Annotated in this window: 22 protein-coding genes; 4 read left to right on the top strand and 18 right to left on the bottom strand. The window is 50.4% G+C overall.

Features of this window, described 5'->3' with window-relative positions; genetic code table 11:
* Positions 1–9 precede the first annotated feature (9 nt).
* From flgK to csrA, 9 genes are all read right to left on the bottom strand, one after another.
* Complete coding sequence (gene flgK / locus Pan241w_RS04355) at positions 10–1,710, bottom strand: flagellar hook-associated protein FlgK (RefSeq protein ID WP_232107350.1); 1,701 nt, start codon at positions 1,708–1,710, stop codon at positions 10–12.
* Between the two features lie 71 nt (positions 1,711–1,781).
* Complete coding sequence (gene flgN / locus Pan241w_RS04350; RefSeq protein WP_145211500.1) at positions 1,782–2,303, bottom strand: flagellar export chaperone FlgN; 522 nt, start codon at positions 2,301–2,303, stop codon at positions 1,782–1,784.
* Between the two features lie 139 nt (positions 2,304–2,442).
* On the bottom strand, positions 2,443–2,817 hold the full coding sequence (locus Pan241w_RS04345) for a rod-binding protein (protein WP_145211497.1): 375 nt from the start codon (positions 2,815–2,817) through the stop codon (positions 2,443–2,445).
* A 60-nt stretch (positions 2,818–2,877) separates the two neighbouring features.
* Positions 2,878–3,960 (bottom strand): flagellar basal body P-ring protein FlgI, encoded by a 1,083-nt coding sequence (locus Pan241w_RS04340; RefSeq protein ID WP_145211494.1) that lies wholly within the window; start codon positions 3,958–3,960, stop codon positions 2,878–2,880.
* Between the two features lie 38 nt (positions 3,961–3,998).
* Positions 3,999–4,946 carry a flagellar basal body L-ring protein FlgH gene (locus Pan241w_RS04335; RefSeq protein WP_145211491.1) on the bottom strand — a complete coding sequence of 316 codons (948 nt, stop codon included), beginning with the start codon at positions 4,944–4,946 and terminating at the stop codon, positions 3,999–4,001.
* A complete protein-coding gene (gene flgA / locus Pan241w_RS04330; RefSeq protein WP_198000319.1) occupies positions 4,943–6,064 on the bottom strand; it encodes a flagellar basal body P-ring formation chaperone FlgA in 1,122 nt (373 codons plus the stop codon). Before flgA ends, Pan241w_RS04335 begins: the two co-directional genes overlap by 4 nt.
* Before the next feature lie 68 nt (positions 6,065–6,132).
* Complete coding sequence (gene flgG, locus Pan241w_RS04325; protein ID WP_145211485.1) at positions 6,133–6,933, bottom strand: flagellar basal-body rod protein FlgG; 801 nt, start codon at positions 6,931–6,933, stop codon at positions 6,133–6,135.
* 72 nt (positions 6,934–7,005) lie between these two features.
* On the bottom strand, positions 7,006–7,779 hold the full coding sequence (locus Pan241w_RS04320; protein WP_145211482.1) for a flagellar hook-basal body protein: 774 nt from the start codon (positions 7,777–7,779) through the stop codon (positions 7,006–7,008).
* 429 nt (positions 7,780–8,208) lie between these two features.
* Positions 8,209–8,427, bottom strand: coding sequence for a carbon storage regulator CsrA (gene csrA, locus Pan241w_RS04315; protein WP_145211479.1), 219 nt, complete (start codon positions 8,425–8,427; stop codon positions 8,209–8,211).
* Between the two features lie 425 nt (positions 8,428–8,852).
* On the opposite strand from csrA, the gene Pan241w_RS04310 reads away from it, so the two are divergent.
* Positions 8,853–9,515 (top strand): hypothetical protein, encoded by a 663-nt coding sequence (locus Pan241w_RS04310; protein ID WP_145211476.1) that lies wholly within the window; start codon positions 8,853–8,855, stop codon positions 9,513–9,515.
* 7 nt (positions 9,516–9,522) lie between these two features.
* Here the strand turns inward: Pan241w_RS04310 and Pan241w_RS04305 are convergent, their stop codons facing one another.
* From Pan241w_RS04305 to Pan241w_RS04280, 6 genes are all read right to left on the bottom strand, one after another.
* Positions 9,523–10,386, bottom strand: coding sequence for an HDOD domain-containing protein (locus tag Pan241w_RS04305; RefSeq protein ID WP_145211473.1), 864 nt, complete (start codon positions 10,384–10,386; stop codon positions 9,523–9,525).
* Positions 10,387–10,635: 249 nt separating this feature from the next.
* Positions 10,636–11,520 carry an RAD55 family ATPase gene (locus Pan241w_RS04300; RefSeq protein WP_145211470.1) on the bottom strand — a complete coding sequence of 295 codons (885 nt, stop codon included), beginning with the start codon at positions 11,518–11,520 and terminating at the stop codon, positions 10,636–10,638.
* Positions 11,521–11,596: 76 nt separating this feature from the next.
* Positions 11,597–12,712: a D-TA family PLP-dependent enzyme gene (locus Pan241w_RS04295; RefSeq protein WP_145211467.1), complete on the bottom strand. Its 1,116-nt coding sequence runs from the start codon at positions 12,710–12,712 to the stop codon at positions 11,597–11,599.
* A 28-nt stretch (positions 12,713–12,740) separates the two neighbouring features.
* On the bottom strand, positions 12,741–13,580 hold the full coding sequence (locus Pan241w_RS04290; RefSeq protein WP_145211464.1) for an amidohydrolase family protein: 840 nt from the start codon (positions 13,578–13,580) through the stop codon (positions 12,741–12,743).
* A gap of 45 nt (positions 13,581–13,625) precedes the next feature.
* The gene (locus tag Pan241w_RS04285; protein ID WP_145211461.1) at positions 13,626–15,617 is read right to left on the bottom strand and encodes a sodium:solute symporter family transporter; all 1,992 of its coding nucleotides are present in this window, start codon (positions 15,615–15,617) and stop codon (positions 13,626–13,628) included.
* The gene (locus Pan241w_RS04280; RefSeq protein ID WP_145211458.1) at positions 15,614–15,991 is read right to left on the bottom strand and encodes a hypothetical protein; all 378 of its coding nucleotides are present in this window, start codon (positions 15,989–15,991) and stop codon (positions 15,614–15,616) included. The genes Pan241w_RS04285 and Pan241w_RS04280 overlap by 4 nt, the downstream gene beginning before the upstream one ends.
* A 249-nt stretch (positions 15,992–16,240) precedes the next feature.
* On the opposite strand from Pan241w_RS04280, the gene Pan241w_RS04275 reads away from it, so the two are divergent.
* Entirely contained in the window at positions 16,241–17,224 is a 984-nt protein-coding gene (locus Pan241w_RS04275; RefSeq protein WP_145211455.1) for a hypothetical protein, read from the top strand.
* 27 nt (positions 17,225–17,251) lie between these two features.
* On the opposite strand, the gene Pan241w_RS04270 is transcribed toward Pan241w_RS04275, so the two are convergent.
* Positions 17,252–18,310 (bottom strand): hypothetical protein, encoded by a 1,059-nt coding sequence (locus tag Pan241w_RS04270; RefSeq protein WP_145211452.1) that lies wholly within the window; start codon positions 18,308–18,310, stop codon positions 17,252–17,254.
* 137 nt (positions 18,311–18,447) lie between these two features.
* Positions 18,448–19,017, bottom strand: a complete 570-nt coding sequence (locus Pan241w_RS04265; RefSeq protein WP_145211450.1) for a c-type heme family protein — start codon at positions 19,015–19,017, stop codon at positions 18,448–18,450.
* Between the two features lie 222 nt (positions 19,018–19,239).
* Here Pan241w_RS04265 and Pan241w_RS04260 point away from each other — a divergent pair, with 222 nt between their 5' ends.
* The gene (locus tag Pan241w_RS04260; RefSeq protein ID WP_145211447.1) at positions 19,240–20,943 is read left to right on the top strand and encodes an FHA domain-containing serine/threonine-protein kinase; all 1,704 of its coding nucleotides are present in this window, start codon (positions 19,240–19,242) and stop codon (positions 20,941–20,943) included.
* Positions 20,944–21,289: 346 nt separating this feature from the next.
* On the opposite strand, the gene Pan241w_RS04255 is transcribed toward Pan241w_RS04260, so the two are convergent.
* Positions 21,290–22,138, bottom strand: coding sequence for an SGNH/GDSL hydrolase family protein (locus Pan241w_RS04255; protein WP_145211444.1), 849 nt, complete (start codon positions 22,136–22,138; stop codon positions 21,290–21,292).
* A gap of 155 nt (positions 22,139–22,293) precedes the next feature.
* Between Pan241w_RS04255 and Pan241w_RS04250 the strand changes: the two genes are divergently transcribed.
* Positions 22,294–23,043, top strand: a complete 750-nt coding sequence (locus Pan241w_RS04250; RefSeq protein WP_145211441.1) for an HpcH/HpaI aldolase family protein — start codon at positions 22,294–22,296, stop codon at positions 23,041–23,043.
* Positions 23,044–23,057: the final 14 nt, after the last annotated feature.

Raw genomic sequence — 23,057 nt, 5'->3', positions numbered from 1 at the left:
ATTTTGCTTTCAAATATTCAGTAAAACCGTAAACAATTCATCAATCGTGCTCACCAGCCGCGCTGCTGACTGATACGCTCTCTGATACGTCAAAACATTGATTGTTTCTTCGTCGATACTAACGCCGGAAAACTGCTCGCGCTGTCCCAGCAATGAGTCCCTGAAGGCCTGCGATCCTTCGGACAGTGCGGCCTCAGAAGCTGAAGCCTGCGCAATATTCGAAACCACTTTTTCGTAATACCCATCCAGACTGATGCCTCCCAGGGAATCAATGGGATTCTCAGCAAAAGCAGCCAGCAACACGGCATTACTCCCGTCAGAAGGACCTCCCCCCTGACCGGTTGCCAGAAACTGCTGATTTTGCTGGATTACGGAATTGATTTGAATATCACTGGAGTCCGCTCCCGTGAACAGGGTATTGATGCCAATCGCAGCTAAGGCACCACTGGTATCATTCGAAAAACGAAACTCGTAATCAGAGCCGGCGGTAATCGAGAGTCGTCCGTCTGTGGACACAGAAGAACTTAAATTGGTTACACCGCCAATGGCCGCCGATAAACTGTTTAACGTGGTATCAGCGCCAATCCCATCCAGGTCAACGTTAATCGTGGTCGTGTTGGTCAAACCCGTTGTTTTGTTAGTCACCTTGATCTGGAAACTACCGTGCGTTGCCTGAAACGGAAGTCCGGACTGGGTGGAATTCAACGCGGCCGTTGGATCAAGGGCGCTGGACGCGGCCGTCAATTGTTCGAAACCAGCCGTCCCCTCGCCGGAAGCATGAATCTTGTTAAACTCAAAAATCAAATTAGAAGTGTATGTATCCAGCTGATCGACAAAACTCCCCAGAATATCATCCCGGCCTTCGATCACTCCTTTCAACTCGCCCCCCGTACGCGAAATATTACTGTTCGTCCGCGAGAGTAGCACTTCATGAGTCACCACACCGCGATCAGTCCCCGTTTGTAACGTCAGCTTCTGAGAGGATCCCGCCAGAACCAGATAATCAGAACCGGTAAATAAATCAATGGCACCATCAGAGCGTTCGCGATAACGAATGGGAATCAATTCGGAAAGTCGATTCAGAGCAGTATAACGTTGCGTTCTGAGTGCGCCGGCGTCGCTCTGCAGTAAACCGGAAGCTTCCAGTTTGGAAATTTTGGGATTCAGTTCAATGATCGTATCAATCAGCTCATTGGCTTCTTTGACCAGGTTTTCGACATTGACAGACTGCACTTCTCGAAGGTCATTCACGCGCAGGCGCAAGGAGCTGATTTCGGCTGCAAACTTTTCCGCTTCATTGATGACAAATTCACGATCCGGAATCGAATTCGGCTGATTCACGACATTATTAATGGTCGCTAAAAACTCATTCATCCCTGAGGAAAGGTCCCCTTCGGTTAGTTCCCTTAACTCAGCCTCTAACTGTTTATAAATCAGGTTTCGTTCTTCGATTGAGGAGTATTCCGTGTTGGCAGAATGAATCCGCGTTTCCAGAAACAGATCGATCTGCTGCTGAATACCAGAAACTTCGACCCCCGTCCCCAGAACGAGTGCCCCCTGGCGAAATGGATCGGCGGCATTGAGAACTAATTCTTCGCGGATATATCCGGGAGTGCCCGCGTTGGAAATATTCTGGCCGGATACCTGGATCCCGGTCCCGAATATTTCAAGCGACTGCTTGGCCATTGATAGCGCTGCGTTAAGTCCCATAGCAACAATCCCGTAACGAATGACGCGATCTTAGCACATCGATTCGACCCTCCCGTCCTGGAGAGAAGAACTTAAGCAGATGCGTCAAAAATCGCCCCCCCTGTACTGCTTTCATTTTGTCCGCGTGAATATGTGGGAACTTTTTGTCCTGCATGGGCAATCAGTTCCAGAATCTGCGAGTAGTGCTGATACGACCGCTGTGAAACAATCCACTGCACCCAGCTTTCGTGTCGTAATTGCTGCGAACGCTGCTGTGCTTCGTCAATTTGCTGAAAAATGGCGGCACTTTCAGGCACCCCCATTCCGGTTAGCAGTTCCTGCAACGAACCGGAAGGCAAACCTCGCTGTTCGGCAGCCTGAAGCAACTGCTGTCGCCGGAGCAATACGAATTGCAGTTCCCGTGTCAGCTCTTCTTCCACCACTGCCAGCTGATCAATGCGTTTGACATCAACCTGCTTGAGTGCCTTCGATTTTTCCTGATACAGCGCGAGCAGTTGTGTCTGGATGGGTTCTAAATCTTTGATGATCCCGACCAACTGCCCCTGCATTTGCTGATCATTGGCCTGCGTAGACGCAGTCTGTTCTGCATGCATGGGAGCCCCCTTTCTCCCGGATTACATATTCCGCCCCGCAGAGCGGAGAAAATCGCCTATCGTTATAATCGGCACAATCGATCCATCTCTCGCGTCTGATTTAACCAGAATCCTTTTTCCTTGCGTAAAACCTGCCTGATTAAGGGATTACACTGGGAGCCGATTCGAGAGATTTCACCGACTGTGCGTTCATTTGTCGTGAAAATGCGGAAAACAGAGTATCCGAGAAGGCACTGCCCTGACCTTTCGCCAGATCTTCTGAGATCTGCTGATCCAACTGGGCCTGAAACATCTCTTCCGCCTGACCCCCATGAAAATAAGCAGGCTTATTTTGTGCAGATCGCAACGATTTGAACATCTGCTTGTAAAACGTTCCCGCGACAAAATCCTGAAATGCTTCTTTGAGTTCAGGCGACTTTTTCTTTGCCTGATCTAAAGTCGAAGGGGCGCTTGTCGCCTCTGATAACAGTGATGTCTGATTGAGGGATGGCTGAATTCCAGACAGGGATGTCATGACTGGTTATTCCTGAAATAGGGGGAAAAAAAATCGGACTCGGTTTGAAATCAACGGGAATCAATGCTCGTCATATTCGGCATGCAATTTTCCCGAGCGATGCAACTCGCGAATGATGCTGATGACATCCTCGGTCGGTACCCGCAGCTGATTCAAAGCCTCGACTAACTGCTGCAGACGTTGCGTGCTCTGCTGTCCCTGCTGATCCACGAGCGGCACAAAGCCTCCCGGTAGTCCCCCCTCAACATTGCCAACGCCAACAGTCAAATTTTTATGTGAAATGATGACCGGACTGATTTCCACTTCGCCGGTCACAACGACAGTTTGCGATTTCGGATTCACCACAACACGCGCCTGTTGATGGGGACGATCAATGCCCACTTCCATCACGGCAGCAACGAATTCAACGGGTGACTCCATATACTGTTTGGGAATTCGAATAAAGACTCTTCCCGGTCCCTGTGCAATCGCCAGCGCCTGATTCCCGGCTTCAAAGCTGAACTCCGAGTTGATGACACGTGACACCTCACTAGCGGTATGAAAACCGGTATGCTGCCTGTCAATCAGTAGAGTAATCGAACGCGTTCTACGGTCAATAAACGGCAGCTCGAAATTCCGTTCCATGACCAGACCATTGATAATTCTTCCGGTGGCCAGGGATGTTTCATCTTCCAGGATCACAGCCCCGGAACAGAGCCCTGCTAAAACTTCATTTCCGATTTCCGTTGTCGACGCGGGCGCGACCAACAGACGTCCGCCACGCAAACTTTTGGCTCCCAGCATCGAGCTGACAAAACAATCCAGTTTCTGGCCTTTACGAATTCCACTTGCCGGGATTGTGGCTTCAATCAATACCAGCGCCACGTTATTCGCAGCAGTCAGATCTTTTAAATCAACCACAGGATTATTTAAATGTTTCAAAGCCGCTGCCAGGCTGCGTATGGTAGGTAGATTTTTTCCACCATCACCGGTTCCATCCAATCCGACGACCAGCCCCATGCCAGACAGTTTGATTTCTTTCATTCCATAAACAGTGCAGATATTTTCGACGCGTGTCCGCGCCCAAAGTGTTGTGGCAGAACACTGTAGGAAGCCGACCGAAAGAATCAGCAGGGCAACAGATTTAAATGACCGGGTTTTCATAATACCTTCCCGAGGCAGATCAACATAAGGACATTGGATTAAAAGGGAAAGAACCAGTCGTACAGAACAACTCCCCACGGTCGCTTCGTACTCTGATAAACTTTGCCCCTCTGGTGTTTTTCAATATTCAGGTTCGCAATATTTTCACTTAAGGCAGTGTTGTCACGGTTCACATCTTTACTGCGAATTTCCCCCGTCAAACGATACTCCCACACATCGCGATTGGTACGAATGCTCTTGCGAGCTTCCAGAATCAGATTCCCGTTAGGCCGAATATCAACCACAATCGCAGCAATCCGATACTGAATCCCTTCACGGTCTGCTAACTGCCCTGTACTTTGCAGTCGTCCCTGAAGCTGAGTATCGATCTTGGGACTGTCCAAGGCGGCTGGTGCCAGGTTCCCCATTTCATTAATTCGCATGAACTCTTTTAACTCGGCTTTTAATGTTTCTGTACGATTCCGGTTAAAACGGGAATCCACAGTCACACTCGATTTTTCATCAACCAGAATCGAAATAATATCGTGAACTTTCACGACAATGGGTTCCGGCGCTGGTACATAAATCAGAGAATAATCTCGAATCAGTGGTGGCTTGGGAGAGTTCGTATATAAGTCTCCCTGACCAAACGTGTTTGCCAGAGACGAAGTCAGTCTCAAGGGTTCGGCTGAAAAGCCGAACTCATCCACCTGGGCCGCCACTCGTTCTGTTCGCCTTTGTCGCTTGATTTGAGGTGATTTTATTTGCTGTGAGTCATTGGCGGCGGAAGTACCCTGGGATGATCGAATTGTCGTGTTTGGATTTGCCTGTACTGCTCCTTGCACTGCTGGAGACTGTGCTTGAGCTACCGAAGAACAAAACAATACGATACATCCCAGGGAAATCGCCTCCCGTAATACTGCCAACAACCCTTGCTGCTGGCAGATTCGCTCACTGTTTCCCTGCATCTCTCTGAGAGACTGCCATTTTTTCGTGTGCCATTTCATCTTCGAATTCCCCCTCTTCGAATCGCTGGTCCCCTTGCATTGCGGACCCCACCGGTGCGTTGAATAGAACCGGTGGGTTCTGCAGTACCGGAAATGAATTGAATCCCTGCTGAACGTTGGACTTCACTCGCGGGCCGATAATTCACCTCAGCCTGATTGTACCCGGTGACGGTTGCCGTCAATCGATCGCGGCCTTCCAGAGCAATCAGTGTGATTGAATCACCCATTCCCCCTGTGCCGCGTGCTCGCATTTCTCTTTTGACACTGATCCCGCCACGTCGTGCATAAACCGTTACGATGGCACCGTCTCGAATCAGAGGCACCTCCATCAGATCCTGGCTCCGCATCACATTTGACTGGTGCACGGTTCGCGTCAACTCCCGACCGATGACCAGCCGGGGATCGGTAATGCCTGTCTGGTTTTTCTCAGGCCTGACCCACATCAGATCATCCGCACGAATCACGGTCCCTTTATTCAAGGAATATTTGGCTGCCAGAATTTCCGGTACATTTTGGATCCGGCAGAAGAGACGTACCAGCCGGGCAGTCCCCTGAGCATCGATCAAATTCATGCCGACAATCTGTTCCGTGTCCGCAAACCGGTTCAGTCCTGGAAAACGGAATGAATCGGCTCGATTCGCAAGAATCAGAGAGGCATCCGCAGGCTGAACGCGCACGGTAACCGTAAAGGCACTCGCATCGGGATAATATACCTTGATCCACTCGGAGAGCGCCTGTTGTACTTTCGCTTCTGCTTTCTGTATGGTCTGTTGTGTGGCAACAGGATTCTGAGAAACCGTTGGGGTCGCCTCTTTCAAAGTCACTCGTACCTGGCTTTTTCCAGTCAGTTCCAGCCGACTGAGATCCACACCCAAGGCCTGCAACCGACCGCGAATTTCGGAAACGGTAATCACACGGGTTCGTCCCTTTGATGGCGCGGGCAACAAGGTCATCTGTTCCATACGAGCAGCCTGTTCCGGATCCGCGTTCAGAACATCGGCAACATCACCCAGACGTACAATCGGTGAATCAACAACAGCTGCCGCCTTCAGACGTAAAATCTCCGCATTCAGCTCGCCTCCTCTGCTCAGACAGCAGATGACCAGCAAACAACTCAAACACGAATTAATCCCAAGGCGAAACATAAAAATAAACTTTGTGTTAGTGATAAATCGTTGAACTCAGTTTAGAACCGGCGCAAGTTAGCAACAGTTTGTAACGCCTGGTCGGCGGCCTGAACCACCTGACTGTTCAATTCAAAATTTCTTTGTGTTTTGATCAGTTCCACTAATTCTCGAACTGGCTCCACATTGGATTGTTCCAGAAAACCCTGACGTATCAGTCCGCGTCCTTCTGTTCCTGGATTTCCGACCTGCGGATTCCCAGACGCGGTTGTTTCTGCAAACAGGTTATCTCCCTGACGCAGGAGGCCTTGATTATTGATAAATCTGGCAATCTGAAGATTGCCGGCAATCTGAATCTGGGGCGAACCCTGCTGTTGATAGCTGACGACGCCATCTCCGGAGATCGAAACATTAATCGCGTCCTGTGGAATCGAAATATTCGGTTCCAGAAGATAGCCCGTATCCGCAGACGCCATCACAATATTGCCATTTGCATTCAGTGTAAAATTTCCGGCACGGGTGTAGAGAGTTTGCGTGCCGTCGTTCACCTGAAAAAAGCCGTCGCCGACGATCGCCATATCATACGTACCATCAGTCGGCAAAATCGAACCCTGGCTGAAGTCCCCTTCGGTACTCTGAACCCGGGCTCCCAGACCAAGACTGATTCCGGTGGGAGTGAGATTTCCCTGGTTGTCCTGCAAGCCTGGTAATTTAAAGTGTTCATAGAAAATGTCTTCAAAATTCGCCCGACTCTGCTTATATGCAGTCGTTCCTGCGTTGGCCAGATTATTCGCAATCGTATCAAGATTGAAATCATTGACGGCCATTCCGGATGCACTGGTATAAAGGGCTCTGATTGCCATTGGTAGTCTCCTTACTCCCACAACCTGTGTTACTGATTACAACAGGTTCACTTTCTATTCTAAAATGCTTTCCTAGCGACGCGGCATACTCTGTAATAAACGTCCCAAAGATTCATCCTGTAACTTGATCATGTTGATATTAGATTCAAACATCCGAGAAGTACTGACTAATTCCATCATCTCTTCGACCGAGTTCGTGCCTGATGCTTCCAGAAAACCCTGTGAAATATTGACCGGTGCTTTTGATGGCTCAACACGCCCCTCTGTTGTGTAAAGACTGTTCCCCATTTTGACTAAACTATCGAGCGAGGAAGGCATCATCACCGCCAACTGACCAACAGGCCCCAACGATTGCCCATCCTTGGCAAAGGGAGTGACAAGTCCATCCGTCGAAATTCCTACATGCACCGCATCGGCAGGGATCTCGATCGGATTTCCATCTTTGGCAAGAATGGGCAAACCCTGATCGGCCGTCACAAGCCGACGGTCAGCGTCAATCGTCAACGCCCCGTTGCGAGTCAGAAATGATTCTTGTCTGTTGCCAACCTGGAAGAACCCCTGCCCTTTCAATGCGATGTCAAATTCGCCTTCGGTGGGGATCAAGGAACCGTTCTGAAAGTCCGTAGTAATGGCTTCTAGAGAAATGCCGCCGGTGTGATTTTCTAAATCACCGGGCAATGGACTCAGGTTCCCCTCCTTCTCATCACGAGGAGGGTTCATGCGAAACAACGGAACATCACGCTTAAAGGATGTCGTGTTTGCATTTGCCATATTGTTTGAGAGCACATCGAGCCGGACCGAATTTGCTTCGGCTCCTTGAGCTGAGAGGTACATGCCGTAAATCATCGTGATACCTGACTTGAACCGCTGCTACCGACTTCTCAATCTGATCGCAACGAGAACAAAGAGTTTCAATAGACACTTCCCCCCATCTATCTATCGGATCTCTTTAACAGGTATCTTTAACTTAATCGGAAAATCTAGACCAAATATCCTATTTTCACATCCAAGGGATAGAAAACAATCTATTCTGGCTTACTTGATGAGCAAGCACTGCTGGCTTCGATTAATCAAATGATCGTGCTCGGGGGCCATGATCGGCCGACCTGGTAAACGGGGTCGTTTGGCGGGGTAGGTAAAGGACGTTCATGCTACATTTAGTAATGCAGGAAAACAAAGAACAGACCATTCATCCCTGAAAAATCCAGCCATCTGAAAAAAGACGAACTGGTCAATCAGCGACCAAGGTGTTAGTTCAGCAACCTGGGTGATTGCTTAGAAACCACAACTTTGAACGGGAACGCACTCGGGCTTTTTCTCGAGATCGACCTCAAACTGACCCAGAAACTTTTGGATCTCGGCTCGATTCACCTGCACGTCGTCAGGCGCTTCCACTCCCAAGCGAACTCGGTTTCCCTTTACTGATAGCACTTTAATAGAGATGTTTCCGTTAATCAGGATTTCTTCATCCTTGCGTCTCGTCAGTACTAACATTGATGGACTCCTTTCTTCGGGGTACATTCCTTTGAAAAAATTTAACCGGCCCTGTCTCATTCTAGAGTTTACGAGTTACATCCATCTCGTTGACAATTATACGCAGCAAACTAAGTTCCAGTTGGCAGAAAATTCAGAAAAATTAAAAAATTTATCATAACCCTTAAAGTCTCCTGAAATAACCTTGTCTCTCTTCTATTGCCACAAAACTGCCTAATTTGAACTCACACAAGTCTATAACGCAAGATGATACACATTTGCGACAAAAAAACGGCGCATTTTGCAACAGGAGGGTAAACTTATGATAGACGGTTCAGCAAATCGATCATGCATTTCGTTTTGGGACGAGGCAAGAATCTGGTCGATATACATCGAAAGGACTCATTCTTTTCCTGCTTTGTCTTTCTTCAGGAGTGCACCCACTGATGTCATACTTTCTCAATCAGCGATTTTGCGGAATCCTGTTTTCCATTCTGATTCTGACGACGCCAGCCTTCTCAGCCGAACCTAAAGCAAAGAACAAGGCAGCTTTACCTGAAATCGTCCCCGAGACTCCCGATTCCAAGAAAATCCCTCCCCTGGAAGAGGTGCTCACCATCACCCAGAATTACTTCACGGGCTGGAAAGGTTACCAGTCAGGCGATTTCCTGACGCGCAATAAAATCAAACCTCTGTTCAGACAGCTCCAGAAAGCGGGCTGGACCGTCAAAGCAGAAAAAGACATCCTGAAACGAATCCATCCGGAAACGGATTACCTGTCCAGACAATTGAGTACCCCCAAGGGAATCAAGTTCATGCGCCGCGTTTCCCGTATGCCGGGAGGCTATGATCGACTGGATCGCCTGCTGGTCATGCCGTATGGCAAACGAAATATCCGAGACTTCATCAATTCCCCAGGCGGCTTTACGATGATTGAATACATGACAACCACCAAAGGGGGAAAGAATCTCGGAAAATATCTGTCTCAAGCGAAGACGGGCAAGGGGTTTAATAAACCGACTCGCTACATCTACACCGAGACCGAATTGATCCAGGCGATCAAACAGGCTTACGAAACAGAAACCGGGAAGAAGAAAAAGAAGAGGTAATGGTTTCTCAGCCTTCCAGATTGACTCCGAAGAACTCGGCACTCTCTGCAATATCTTGCTTACAATCTGCAATTAATTTCTCGATCTGCTCTTCATCGAGATCGAAAAATGAAACCAGGATATCTTCGGCTTCCAGATACTCAGTCGAAGAGATATTCCATAATGATCCAGCCAGCAGCGTACCTGTTCGCAGTGCAACTCCCAGCGGACAGCCATGTTGATTTGTACCATGATGATTTTCGACGGCGGTCACGATTTCTACCGGAATATCCCAGTGATCGAGCAGGCGTGCCCCGAGTAATGCATGATCAAAACCAAAATACTGCCGTTCTCCTTTGATCAGTGCTTCGCCGTGCGGATAACTCTCATAAATCAGGCTGTATTGTTCGCGCTCGACTTGTGAAAACACCAGGATCCCCACATCGGCTAATAAACCTGCCGTGTAAGCTTCGTCCTTTTTCAGACACTTATGGTGATCGGCCAGATACGAGGAGATCGAAGCAATCGTCAACGCACGTTGCCAATAGTCACAAAAAATGCGGCCTTTACTTCGTTTCGTCAGCGACTCCACCATCGAAAAGCTGATCGTCAACATCCGAATCGCGTCTTTTCCCAGATAGGAAACGCCATGCTTGATACTTGTGATCTGCCGGGCAACACCATACTTGGATGAATTCACGACCTGCAGAATTTTGGCAGCCAGGCCCGGATCATGCTCGATACATTTCACAATATCATCAATGTTACTGTTGGGATCGCGCGTTAACTGCAAAACCTGTTGAGCGACTTTCGGAGCAGAATGTAATCGGTCCAAACGTTGTACAAATGCATCAGCAAGATCAATGGGGTCTACTCGACTATCTACTATCATGACCGTCCTCTTTTTGTTGTTGCTATCGTTTCTCAGTTAGAAAACCCGATGATTACCGTTCCAACAGGATCATCCAAGCAAATCTATCTTTGAGAAAAAGCAGGCACGGTCTTAAATTGAACTTCGAAAACCAATTTCATGATTCTCTGATGCGACTCTTCCAGAAAAAACGATCAGGCCGATTATAGCGGAGCAGGACCAAAAACAGACTAGAGTGAAATCCCTCCCAACCCAAACTGCCAGCGCTGTTTATTTCAGAAGCTGAAGTCCCGACTCCTGAATCTCATAAGGCACGAGCGATTCATCGACGGGACTGCCCCGATGTTTGGCAATGTGCAGCGCACGGCTCATCCGGTTCCCCTCCCGGATTTTTCCCATCAGAATAATCGTGTTGGCGTTGGATAAGACATCGCCACTTTCGATCGGACGCTGAATTAAATCATCCAGCATCACTTCGTGCGTCGTCAGCAACAACAGGCAGCCGATCTGCTGAAAATCGTAGCGGTGCTGCTCGACCTCGGCTTGATGACTGCGAAACTGTGCCCGAAACAGATCACGGGCCACCCAGTCGTATTCTTTGCGTAAAATCTGGTGGTACACATATTCAAAGGCATGGAACTGAAACGAATCGCTGGCGCGGTCTGTCGGCTCAATCCCGTCAATCACCGTCCGCCGGACTCCGTGCACAAAATTGGCGTAGAAATAGGCAATCGCGGCGGCCAGTTTTTTGACGAACTCCAACTTCCATTCTTTCCACTCATCCAGTTCCATATCACGCCGGGTCACTCTGCGGCCGCTTTGACGAAACAGATGCTGATAATCTTTCCGCGCCAGATCCGCATCCCAGATTTGATCCAGATCGAACGGCGCATCAACAAGCTGTTCTCGCAGCTTCCACTGAAACAATCGCTCCGCATAGTCGCTGTGACTTTGAGAATCACCGCGGGTCGCCATATCGAACAGAATCCCGGCTTGCCCTTCCTGCTGCAAACCCGCTTGTGCGAACTGCAGTCCCAGCTGCGTTTTGCCAATGCCGGTCGCGCCCAGCACCACCGTCAACTTGCCAGGCAATAAACCTCCTGAGAGCATTTCATCCAGTTCTGGAATTCCCGTTTGTTGTCGTAGCTCTGCCATGTTCGAAATTTTCTTCGCGGAAAGACCGTCCGCGCCTTACTGTGATTTAAGTGATGAAATACTTGGAAGCCGAAGATTAGACGGAGATGAACCGATCGCGGGCAGCCACGTTCCAATGGTCGACGACCTTCCCGCCACTGACCACCGTAACCGATTTATGCAAGGCGGAAGTGGGGCAGACGTGGCGGGGGATCGCCAGTAGTTCATCGCCTGGTTGAAATTCGTTCGCCCGCTGGCTCATCACAACCAGATGTTCTTCATTCTGTAATACGGCTTTCGCATCCGGCAGATCGGGAAACCGGCAGCGATTTTCCATCGCCGGGTCAGAGGCAATCGCCTTGTAGCCTAAATCAAAGGTAATGCGATCCGGCCCGGGTCGACTGATCACGCGTGTTAAAATCAATGCGGCGGGGGTGAACTTCAGATCGGGAAACAATTCACCGTAACCCACGTCATGCAGCACGCAGGTTCCCGGGCAGACTTCGATGTCTGGATCATCAATTTTGGCGAAAATCGGGAATGAACCAGTCGCGCCTGCCACAATCCGGGGCACCTTCAGGCCTTCGGTAATCAACTGATCGCGAAGCTGACTCACATCGTTCCACACAGCCAGCACCGCGGTTTCACGTTCCTGAAAATCAACCTGATGATTCTGGCCGTCATACACGTGCAGTCCCGCGGCAATCAGACCCGGCGTATTCGCAATCATCTGATATAATTCGACCGCAGCTGGCCCCGGTTCCAGTCCGGTTCGATTCTGCCCGGTATTCAAATCGAGCAGAACTTCGATCTCGACTCCAGCCGCCGTCATCGCTTCGCCCAACTGTTCGATTGGCGTTGGATGATCGGCCGTGACCTGTAGCGACACATCGGGCCAGCGTTTGCGGAACTCAACGGCCCGTGCAATGTTCGGCCCCACCAGGTTATAAGCCAGACAGATATCTTTGACGCCTGCCTCCGCCAGCATTTCTGCTTCTGCAAATGTAGCCGCCTTGTGCTTGACGATTCCCAGCGAAAGTTCCAGCTGAATGATTTCACGCATTTTATGCGTTTTGCAATGCGGGCGTAAGCGAGCGGGATCGCCGACCAACTCGATCATCTTCCGCAAATTGTCTTCGAGCAGATCCTTAAAAATAATCATTCCCGGCGAAATAATCTGACTCGTATCGTCTATCTGATAACATGCATCCATGAGAGGACCTGAATTACTCGTTTAAAAATTAAATACCCTGGAAGAATACGTTTTCCGCCGTCTTTTCCAGAATCCACTCTTTGTCATTCGCGGACAGAAACGGCAAGCCGTTCTGGATCAATCCGATTGATGCCTGATAGGAATGATCGCCTTGGACCTGATAGGGACAATCGGTAGCCCACATCAGGCGATTGGCGCCAAACGCCTGATACACTTTTTTGATCAGCGGCAACAGATCATGATACGGCATCTTCTTCTTACCCAACGCATAAAAGGCGGACACTTTCACATACACATTCGGATGTTTAGACATCTTGCACAACAGATCGACTTCTTTCGGATCGATCTCACCTGTGACGCCGATTCTGGCGAGATGGTCAATCACTACGGTCGTATCCCGATGCTTCTGGCACATCTTATCCAGTGCGGGCAGGCCGTCAGGATTCATCAGACAGCACATCGCCATGCCTTCTTTGGCTCCGGTTTTCCACATCTGTTCCATGCAGTCACCGTCCAGCCACTCATCCACTTTTTTGGTTTTGGGAGCGATTCGGAAGCCACGCACGCCTTTCTTTTTCAGCGCGAGCATCTCCGGTGTCGGATTATCTCCATTCTGATTGATGACTGCCACGCCCGAAAACATACCCGGATACTTGGCCATGCAATCCAGCATGTAGCTGTTATCAAATCCGTAGAAGGACATCTGGATCAACACCACCCGGTTCACGCCAACGGTCATCATCTGTGCCTGCAGCTCTTCCGCAGTAAAACTGGGGGGCTGCATATCAGAGACCTTGTACCCTGGCGCCAATGGATATTTTTTAATATCAGGAGTCCAGACATGCGAATGTGCATCGATATATTCCATAGCATGATCCTCTGATGAAAGTGTGTTTCAATGACAAAGCCGAAATCAGGATTTGGCTTTGGTCGTGTAAAAATATTTTTGTACCAGTTCATCGGAAGGTGGGGCAGTCAGCTTGGTGACCACAAAACCGGAGATGAACGAAACAGACAGTCCGATGATGATCGGATCAAAGTTAAATAACTGATACGGCTTGAAGAAGCTGCCATTCACAAAAAAGCCGGTGACATACATTGCCAGATGCACAGAGAACCCGCCCAGCATCGCCCCCATCGCACCGGCGGCATTCACGCGTCTCCAATACAGACCGTAAACAATTGGTGCCAGGAAGCTCGCGGCCAGACCACTGCCCACATAGACAATAATATCCTGCAAAAACTTCGGCGGGTTAATCGCCACGATCATCGCCGCGGTTCCCACAACAAACGTGACCAGATAGCTTAACAGTTTAATCGATCGTTCACTTGCTTCCGGATTCAAATTCCGCTGATAGACATCGCGAACCCAGGCGGAAGAGATCAGTAACAGGAAACTGTCCACGGTCGACATCACCGCAGCAAACGGTGCGGCCACTAACAGACCTGCCAGCCAGCCCATCTGGATATTATCGGTCAGCAAGACCGCCATTTTCGGCATGATACTGTCCGGATCGCCTTCCATCCCCGGCAATAGGACCCGGGCACAACAGAAGATCAAAACGAGCGGAAAATAGATCAACGTATAATAAATGGCGACCGTACAAATCGAACGCTGCAGCGTTTTGGTATCGCGAAATGCCATCAACCGCACCATGTTGGCCGGCTGACCGGTTCCCGAAATCGCCCACATAAAGAAGAAGGAAATCGCCAGGCTCAAAGGCAAAAAACCGCTGGAACTGCTCGGACTGGGTCCCGGACCTACAACATAGGTCCCCTGCTGGCTCCCCTCTTCTCCGTAGGCATATGCTTTTAAATCAATGTTCGAAACACGGACTCCCTCCAGGAATTCTTCACTCTCCCTGCGTGCTAGAATGCGCTCGATATCATCCAGTGTTGTCAATTGCAGAACCTTGACCTCATTCACTGTCGTCTCACCTGCAGGAATCTGAGTAGCACGCGTCACGCGAAATAACAGGGGCACTTTCGAGTCCGGAATCGGTTTGTCGGTGATCCAGGTGCCCGAATCAATGCGCAGTAACTCCTCGCGGGGTTTGTCCAAGGTCAGCGTGACCCCCCCCTTTTCCGAATCGGAGATTCGTGGCGGCGTCATCTTCGCCATTAACCTGGTCGTGTTTTCCAGACCTCCTGACTGAGAAATCGCCAGAGGCAGCATGATGATCACACCAATCACCATCACAATCCCCTGCATCACATCGGTCCAGACCACGGCATGAAAACCGCCATACGTTGTATAGAGAATCACTGCGATACCGAAGACTAACAGGCACAGCAGATATTCTGGACTCTCCGCACTGTTTAAATAAGGAATCCCCGAGACGGCATTCGCCAGGCTGCCTGCAGTGCTTTCAAATACAGTCACTCCATCCAGCAGCGTCTGCAAGATAAGACTGCCCGCTTTGAATTGTGCGACCAGATTGATCGACATAAAAAACACGATCAGAGAAACGGCCATCAATCCGAGCATTTGACTATGAAATCGATCGCGAATCACATCCGGCACCGTGATCGACCCCGAACGCCGTGCCACTTGGTTCAGCCGTTTACCGATCAGGCCCATCGTACAGATAGGCACGACCATATAACTGCCAATCCACAGCGCCAGAATCCAACCATGGGTATAAATCTTAGAGGGAAATCCGGTAAAGCTCCCGCCGGAACTGCTGGTCGCGGCAAACGTCAACGCAAATGCCCATACGCCCAATCCACGGCTTCCCAGAAAGTATTCGCTCAGGAAGCTTTTACTTTTCAGCAGGCGATTCGATAAAGCGGCCAGCACAAAGACAGCCGCCGTATAAATCAGGAATGAGACCAGTGCCGCATTGGAACCTTCTGCTCCCAGCACAAGCGGTAGACTGTTCGTGGTATCAGATAGAAAATTCAAGACTCATCCCCCCCGGCAGCTGCTTCATCTTGTTTTGCGTGCATCTCTGCAATCTCTTCTGCGAGATCTTCACCTTCGTGAGCTACTCCGAGGTCGTCCTCTTTCATATAGAACAGGCAGAACCAGATTGTGAAGACATCAGCCACCAGCCAGGGAAAGGCGATTCCCCAGAAGACCCAGCTGGGAATCCCCATGGTGGTTTCAACAGTTTCAGGATCCAGGCCTGTCTGATAACCATTCATGTAACAATAGGGGACTGCCCACAATAACGCGACTACCCATAAGCCCAGAATAATCCAGGCCTCGCGTTTCGAGTGTAAAAAGACAGGGTCAACTTCCATTGACTCTGTGTCGTTCGACGGTGTGGTGCTCATGGCACGGCCCTCACTTCTAATCGAATTACGCGCTTTATAAAACGTTGAGCGAACGATTGTACTCTTGATCCTGACGAGACACAAAGGACCTCCGCTGGAATGCAGACATTTTTTCATATCTGAATTCACCGTGACAGAAACGTGAACAGACTGTTATACTGTTTTACAAATAAAACGTTTGAGTTTCACCAGTAAAACCAGACGCGATTTTAATGCGCAAACCTGTTCCATGTTTGGGAGCGATCTTCTATGTATTTCAGGCACACTTTTTCTGTCATCGTTTCAACTTTGTCCCTGATGTTCTGCGCCGGCTGCAGTTCCGACTCTTCGGACGCACAAAATGCGCCCGAAGAAGTCACCGTTGATCTCGGGGGAGGCGGCGTCGATCTGGGCTCAGCCGATGCACTCGAAATGGAAGGCGATCTGGCCAGTGACTCGAATACAAAGAAAGCCAAGCCAGCCCGTCGCTTCCAACCCATCACACTTGGCGGCAATTCAACCACCAGTACGACAACAGGATCCAACGTACCCGACGAACAAAAATTCGACAACGTGCTTGAGGCACTCAAACCGCTACAGATTATGCTCGGCGAATGGGGGGGCACCACATTCAAGAAAATTGGCGGCTTCAGTTCCGTGGAAACACTCGGCTGGGTCTGGGATCTGCAAACCGATCCGGCTCAACCCGCGCTCGTGATGAACGCCGACAAAAGCCGCTATTATGAAAACGCACGCTTGACCTACCTCACAGACAAACAGAAGTATCAGTTAACGCTCACTGACAAAGCGGGGAAGAAACGAATCTACGAAGGTAATTTTTCCGTCCCCCTTAAAAAAGTACCCGGCGATGATGATCCCAACATCATGCACTCCACCTACAAGTTGAGTCTGTCGATGGTCCAACCGGCGGACGAAAATAAACATGCACAGATTATTCTCAACCAACAGAACAATGATCGCTACATGTTTGAAATTTACGATCTGCGCGGCGACAGTTATGCCCGCATCGACACTATCAACACGCGCCGCAAAGGAACCTCCTTTGCCAAAAGTGATTCCGATTACGGCGAAAAGACCTGCGTGATCTCTGGAGGGCTGGGAACTTCACAAGTCACCTATCAGGGAAAATCGTATTGGGTCTGTTGCAGCGGCTGTCGCAAAGCCTTTGATGCCAATCCGGAAAAATGGATCGCCAAATACGAAGCCAACAAAAAGAAGACCGCAAATCAATAAGCCAGGTCACTGGCCTGCAAACAACAGCTACGATTTCGTTTTCCAGCGAACCGTAATCTCATCCCAGCCAGGAACCGTTGTATCCGGCAAGCTTTGCAGATAAGGGACGCGCTCAACGACCTGTTCGAATAATCCGGCAATCGCTTCGCCCATATCCCAGAGTGCGTGTCGCAGATTTGCTTTGTCCGCAACTTCCACCATTTCCGCGTACGAGAGCCCCCCCGTCGTGCGGCTCAGTTCTTCGTCACAAATCCAACTCGTCCCTTTTTGCTTCAGCGCATATTTTTTTATCAGCCGCGGATTGCGTATTTTCTGATAGCGGCGGTTCTCGGCCAGCACGCGCAACAAAAGCGGCTCATGCTGTGGCGCCCACGCATCGGGAAAATCAGCGGCTAACATGCCGCGCGGCTGTCCCACACGCATGTAATGCAACTGCACCGGTTCGACCGGCGTCTCTGCCAGATCACTCAACAGACTGGCCCAGTCCAGACGCAATTCCTTCCGCCCGACTTCGTGAAAAGTCACCAGATCCTGAATCGGTCGATTCTTCGGCGTGTATTTCCCCCCTAACAGATCCAGTGAAATCCCCGGCTGGACTGATTTAATCAGGCTGTCACCCACAATATGCGCCAACCAGCCAAACAGATACGCCAGCTTGCGTTCGCCGGGGCCATACATATCTTTCGCATCTTGAAACACCATCGCCGCATAGTCCGGCAGGTGGTCCCAGGGCACCATGTATTTTCGCTCTGCCGGCTGCCATCCAAACACCACATGCGCCCGCCCATAAAACAGGTGGTGGATTTCCCGAGGGCGATACGCCCGGTCTCCAAATTGCAAAGACCACGGCTTCACTTCGCCGCCCGTCAACGGACTGCGTTCCAGTGGCGCGGTCCCAAAGCCGACTTCCTGACCGGTGTCGACGCAAACCGCTTCCGGCATGATCTGAATATCACAACCCATATACGCGCCCGCCAGATAACTGGCATAGTGCTGATTGATCACAGAGACAATCGGCAGCTTCTTCTGCACAGCCGCCTTGCCCGCCAGTATTGCATACATCGTATGACCGATGATTCCACTCATTACATTCCCCGAACTAGAAAGAAACGAATCAGCCCTCAATCATACCAGAAAACGCACATGTTCTGCACCCTCGACTCACATCCGAAAACATTCCTGTGCAATAATACTGAGAGCAGGTTCTGTTCGGGCAGCGCGTCTTATTTCTCGCTCACCGGCAGCGAGATAATCAGGCCGGCAAAACGCGTCGCGGTGCTGCGGCGGTTTGGCATATGACATTTGAGACATTGAGAAGGCAGCTTGATTGTTCCCACATGCCGGTAGATCCCTTTTTCGACCTGCTCAAACTCTTTCTTACCCGAAGAAAGCGCTTCGGCCGCCTGTTTCTCAAATTCGGTTTTCGGTTCATGATCAATATTCATCGCTTCCGCATTCACCGAAATCCAGCGGAATTTGATGTTCCGCGTCCGCTGCATTTCCTCAAACACATCATCCAGCACACTGGACGGAATCGGCAACTTTTCATCCTCACGATAATACTTCCGATGCACAATCAGCAACGTCGAATGCAGAGCGTCATGTAGCAATCGTGCCTGTTCGCGCGCTGCATCAACGGATATGGTTTTGGGAGCCTCTTTCGGCCCCTCCTCTTTCTCGGTACGTGTTTTTTCCTCTTTCACCCCCTCCGCGGCAAACCCGACCGCCGTAAGTACTCCAGCGACACAGACGGACAAGATCAACAAACGGGGTAAACGCAAATTCAAAAACATGGTTGCCAACTCTCCTGCGTACCTTGAATATTTCCGGACATACTTATCCAATATAGAGACCTTCAGACACTTCTGTCAAGAAAAAGAACCCTGAAACCAATCCCTGTTTGATCACAGATTCAGTGCACCACTTTTTGTCTGTTCTCACAGCCGCTACCAAAATGAACTGCACATGGATATAATGCAGCATGTTCTTAAAATCATTTCTCACAACAGTGTGTTATGTCTAAACCACGTGATGTTGAAGCGTTTCTTGATTTGCTACAGGAGAGTAAATTACTCTCCGGGGAAGAGGTCCGCGCACTTGTAGACAAGTTTAAGCTGGAAGAAGCGGAGTCTCCCAAGCAGGTAGCCCAAAAACTGGTCACAGAAAAAGTCCTCACTCGCTACCAGGGCGAACGTCTGCTCTCGGGCCGTACCCGGGGCTTCTTTATTGATCGCTATAAAGTTCTGGAAGTTCTCGGTTTCGGCGGCATGGGCAGCCTGTATCTGGCAGAGGACGTGGACACCACTGTCCCGGTGGCCTTGAAAGTTTTGAATGATAAATGCCGCAACGATGCAGGCATGTTGACGCGGCTCAAACTCGAAGCCACCGCCGGCGCCCGCTTGCAGCATCCCCACGTCGTACACACCATCAACTATGATGACACAGGCGCCATCTGTTATATCGCGATGGAATTTGTCAAAGGCATCAGCCTGCTGGAGCTGGTGCTGCTTAAGCAGAAGTCACTGCCTACCCCCCAGGTCTGCGATGTCATCTTGCAGGCAGCCCTTGGTCTGCACAAGGCACACGAAGCCGAGATCGTGCACCGCGATCTGAAACCGGAAAACTTAATCATCGATTCTCAAGGACTGGTCAAAGTTCTCGACTTCGGCCTCGCATTACTCAAAGATAATCCTGAGGCCGAATTTTCGCTGGCCATGATCTTTGGCCACGGCTGTGTTGGCACACCCGAATATATCGCCCCCGAACAATCCAGGGATGGGCAGTCCGTGGATGCGCGAACCGATGTGTACTCCCTCGGCTGCACAATGTATTTTCTGCTGACGGGCAAACTTCCTTTCCCCAAAGGGACCGCGGCTCAGAAGATCCAGGCCCATCGCGAACAGACGCCCCGACCAGTCAGCGAAATCGCCCCCAAAGTTCCTATGGAAGTGGTCGCGATTGTAGAAAAAATGATGGCCAAACAACCCGCAGACCGATTTCAGTCCATGCAAGACGTCGCCGCGGCTTTAAAACCCTTCGCGAAACGAACGCCAGTCGAGTTCCGTTTCAATAAAATTGTGTCACAGCGGGTACGTGAAGCCAAAGCCCGCAGTGCCATCGCCCAGTCGAGCATCGTTAAGCCACAACTCTCATCCCGGATTGCCACCGCCAGTCATGTTGCTGAAATGGCGCAGCAAAAAACAGAAGGCATCGAACGCTTGACGCGTGGCGAATCGGATATATCCAAAAGCGGTATCCTGCGTCATAGCGTGCCCGCAGAATCGACCGATTTGATGGCTCAACAGGCAACCGACGCGATCAGCGAAGAAATCCAGCCCATCGAAATCATTTCAATCGATGACAAACAACGCTTCCCTATTACCCAACAACGTGTGGTCTTGGGCCGCAATGCCGGCTGCGATATTCAATTTAACCAGCCTGGTATCTCGGGCGAACACTGTGCCTTCCATTTTGAAAATACCGGCTGGATCGTCTCAGATCTGAACAGCAAAAACGGCACCGAAGTCGATGGCAGACGCATTCAGGAACAGATCATTTTCCCCGGTAATACACTCACGCTCGCCGGAAATTACCATTTCCGCGTCGCCTCTCCCAACCAGTACGCAGCGAAAGGCAAACACAAAAACCTGGTCATCGCCGCCTCAGTCCTCATCGGCATCTGCCTGATCGCCGGCATCGGTTACTGGCTGTTGTCATAGCAATTTTGCTGAAACAATCCAACCTGTGAGCGGTATGGCGCCAGGTAGTGTTTATTTATTGGTTTTGAGTGTGATTCTCATGATTGTAACCTTACCGAGATCGGTATTAACCGCGGCTAACGCCGTGCGGCTGATCCGGTTTTTGGTGATTTCCCAGGCGGAATGACTAATTAGCCGCAGGGCGTTAGCCCCGGTTCCTTCCATTTGCAAAGAGGCACTCGAATTAAGAAACACGACCTAGCCGCCGTTTTTGATAAACGTTGCGGTTCACACAAACGGTGGCTAGCGCCATTCCGCTCATTTTGTCAAACGTTTACAGAACCGATATTGAAATCTTGCGCACTCCCTAATTCTGTTTCAGCGAACTCTCGATCTGCTTCGCCACTTCTTTTCCCAGCATGTCATAACCTTTGCCGTTGAAATGCACGTCTTTGGGGTTCTGTGTTTCTGCCAGATGTGGCGTAATGAACGTAAACAGATCATCAATTTCCACACCATTGCGTTTCATGACGCGGGCCGCGATTGCATTCTTTTCTTCGAGTAAGGTCTTGATCTGCGGTCCTTCTTTCCAGTCAGACGGTATCGGCGTGCTGCTGGCCCAGACCAGTTTGGCACCGGTTTTCTTCAGACGTTTCACAATTTCTTCCAGCCGTTTCTCATAGTCGGCAACGGGAGTTTTACGGTCATGAATGCCGAAGTTGAAGTGAATCAGATCCCAGTTGCCGTCCCCGAGCCAGACATCCAGTTTCTTCAATCCGGTCGCCGTCGGCCCACAATTGGCCGGGGCTCGATGCACGTTTGCTTTACCAGTCAGCGACTTCCGTGCGGCTTGTGTGTAACCCCGCGAGACGGAGTCCCCAATTAACAGCACGCGCGGCAGTTTCGGATCGTCGGCGACATAATCCCAGGCAGTCACGCGGCCAGTTACTTTCTGCTTTTTATAGATCGGCAAATAAAAACCACCCAGATTTTCTTCCAAAACCGTTTCCCAGGCCTGCTGTTCTGGTGAGAGTGTCGCTTTCCAGGCTGCAAACTTTTTATTGATCTCGGCTTCCTGCTGCGCTTTCTTCGCCGCGGCTTCGGCGGCGTTTGTCGGTTCGGTATTCTTGTCTTTCGCCCAAAGGGGAGCTACGATGAAGCATGTTAATAAAAACACAAACAGCCTGGATCGCAAAGTAAAAACGGGGTTGAACATCGGTTATTTTCCGGTATCTGAATGAAATGATCGAAGGTAACACGTTCATTTCAGAATACCGCACACTGACAGCAGAAACAATCTTATCCACCAGATTGTTCTCCAACCCGGATTAGATCACTCGTTCCCACACCAATATTTTTGAGGACTGCCCCGTGACACACAACTTCCGCTCGAAACTGAAACAAGGTGAACTGCTGATTTCCCCCATGGTCACTCTCTCCTGCCCGGAAGCGGCTGAGGTTCTGTCGGACGTCGGTTACGACTGGTTGTTCCTCGACGCCGAGCACAGCACATTTGCACCGGCGGATCTGCAGGCGATTGTCGGCCGCGTCAGCCACAAGTTGCCCAGCTTGGTGCGGCTGCCTGCTCCCGAAGAAGTCTCGATCAAGAAAGCGCTCGATCTGGGTGCCGCCGGGATTATTGCCCCGCAGGTCAACTCTGCAGAACAGGCAGCAAACATCGTTTCCTGGTCCCGTTACTCCCCGGAAGGAACCCGCGGCGTCGGTCTGGGCCGCGCCCACGGTTACGGCTTCACCTTTGATGACTATCTGGCGAAAGCAAACGAAGAAATCACAGTCGTCGTTCAGGCCGAACACATTGACGCCGTGAATTCAATCGAAGAGACCGTCAAAGTCCCGGGCGTCGATGCCGTCCTGATCGGCCCTTACGATCTTTCCGCCAGCCTGAAGCGGATCGGCGAAATCGATCACCCCGAAGTAACCGGCGCGATTCAGCACGTGACTGAAGCGTGTCAAAGCAATAACATCCCGCTGGGCATTTTCGGCGTCACCGTCGACGCCGTCAAACCCTACATCGAAAAAGGCTTCACCCTGATCACCGTCGGCGTCGATACCGTGATGCTGGGACAAGCCGCCCGCAGAATGCTGGGACAGGTGCGGTAAAATAAATAATTGAT

The organism is Gimesia alba (assembly GCF_007744675.1).
Classification (GTDB): domain Bacteria; phylum Planctomycetota; class Planctomycetia; order Planctomycetales; family Planctomycetaceae; genus Gimesia; species Gimesia alba.
Note: the sequence above shows the minus strand (reverse complement) of the source record. Positions and strands in the feature narration are given on the sequence as shown.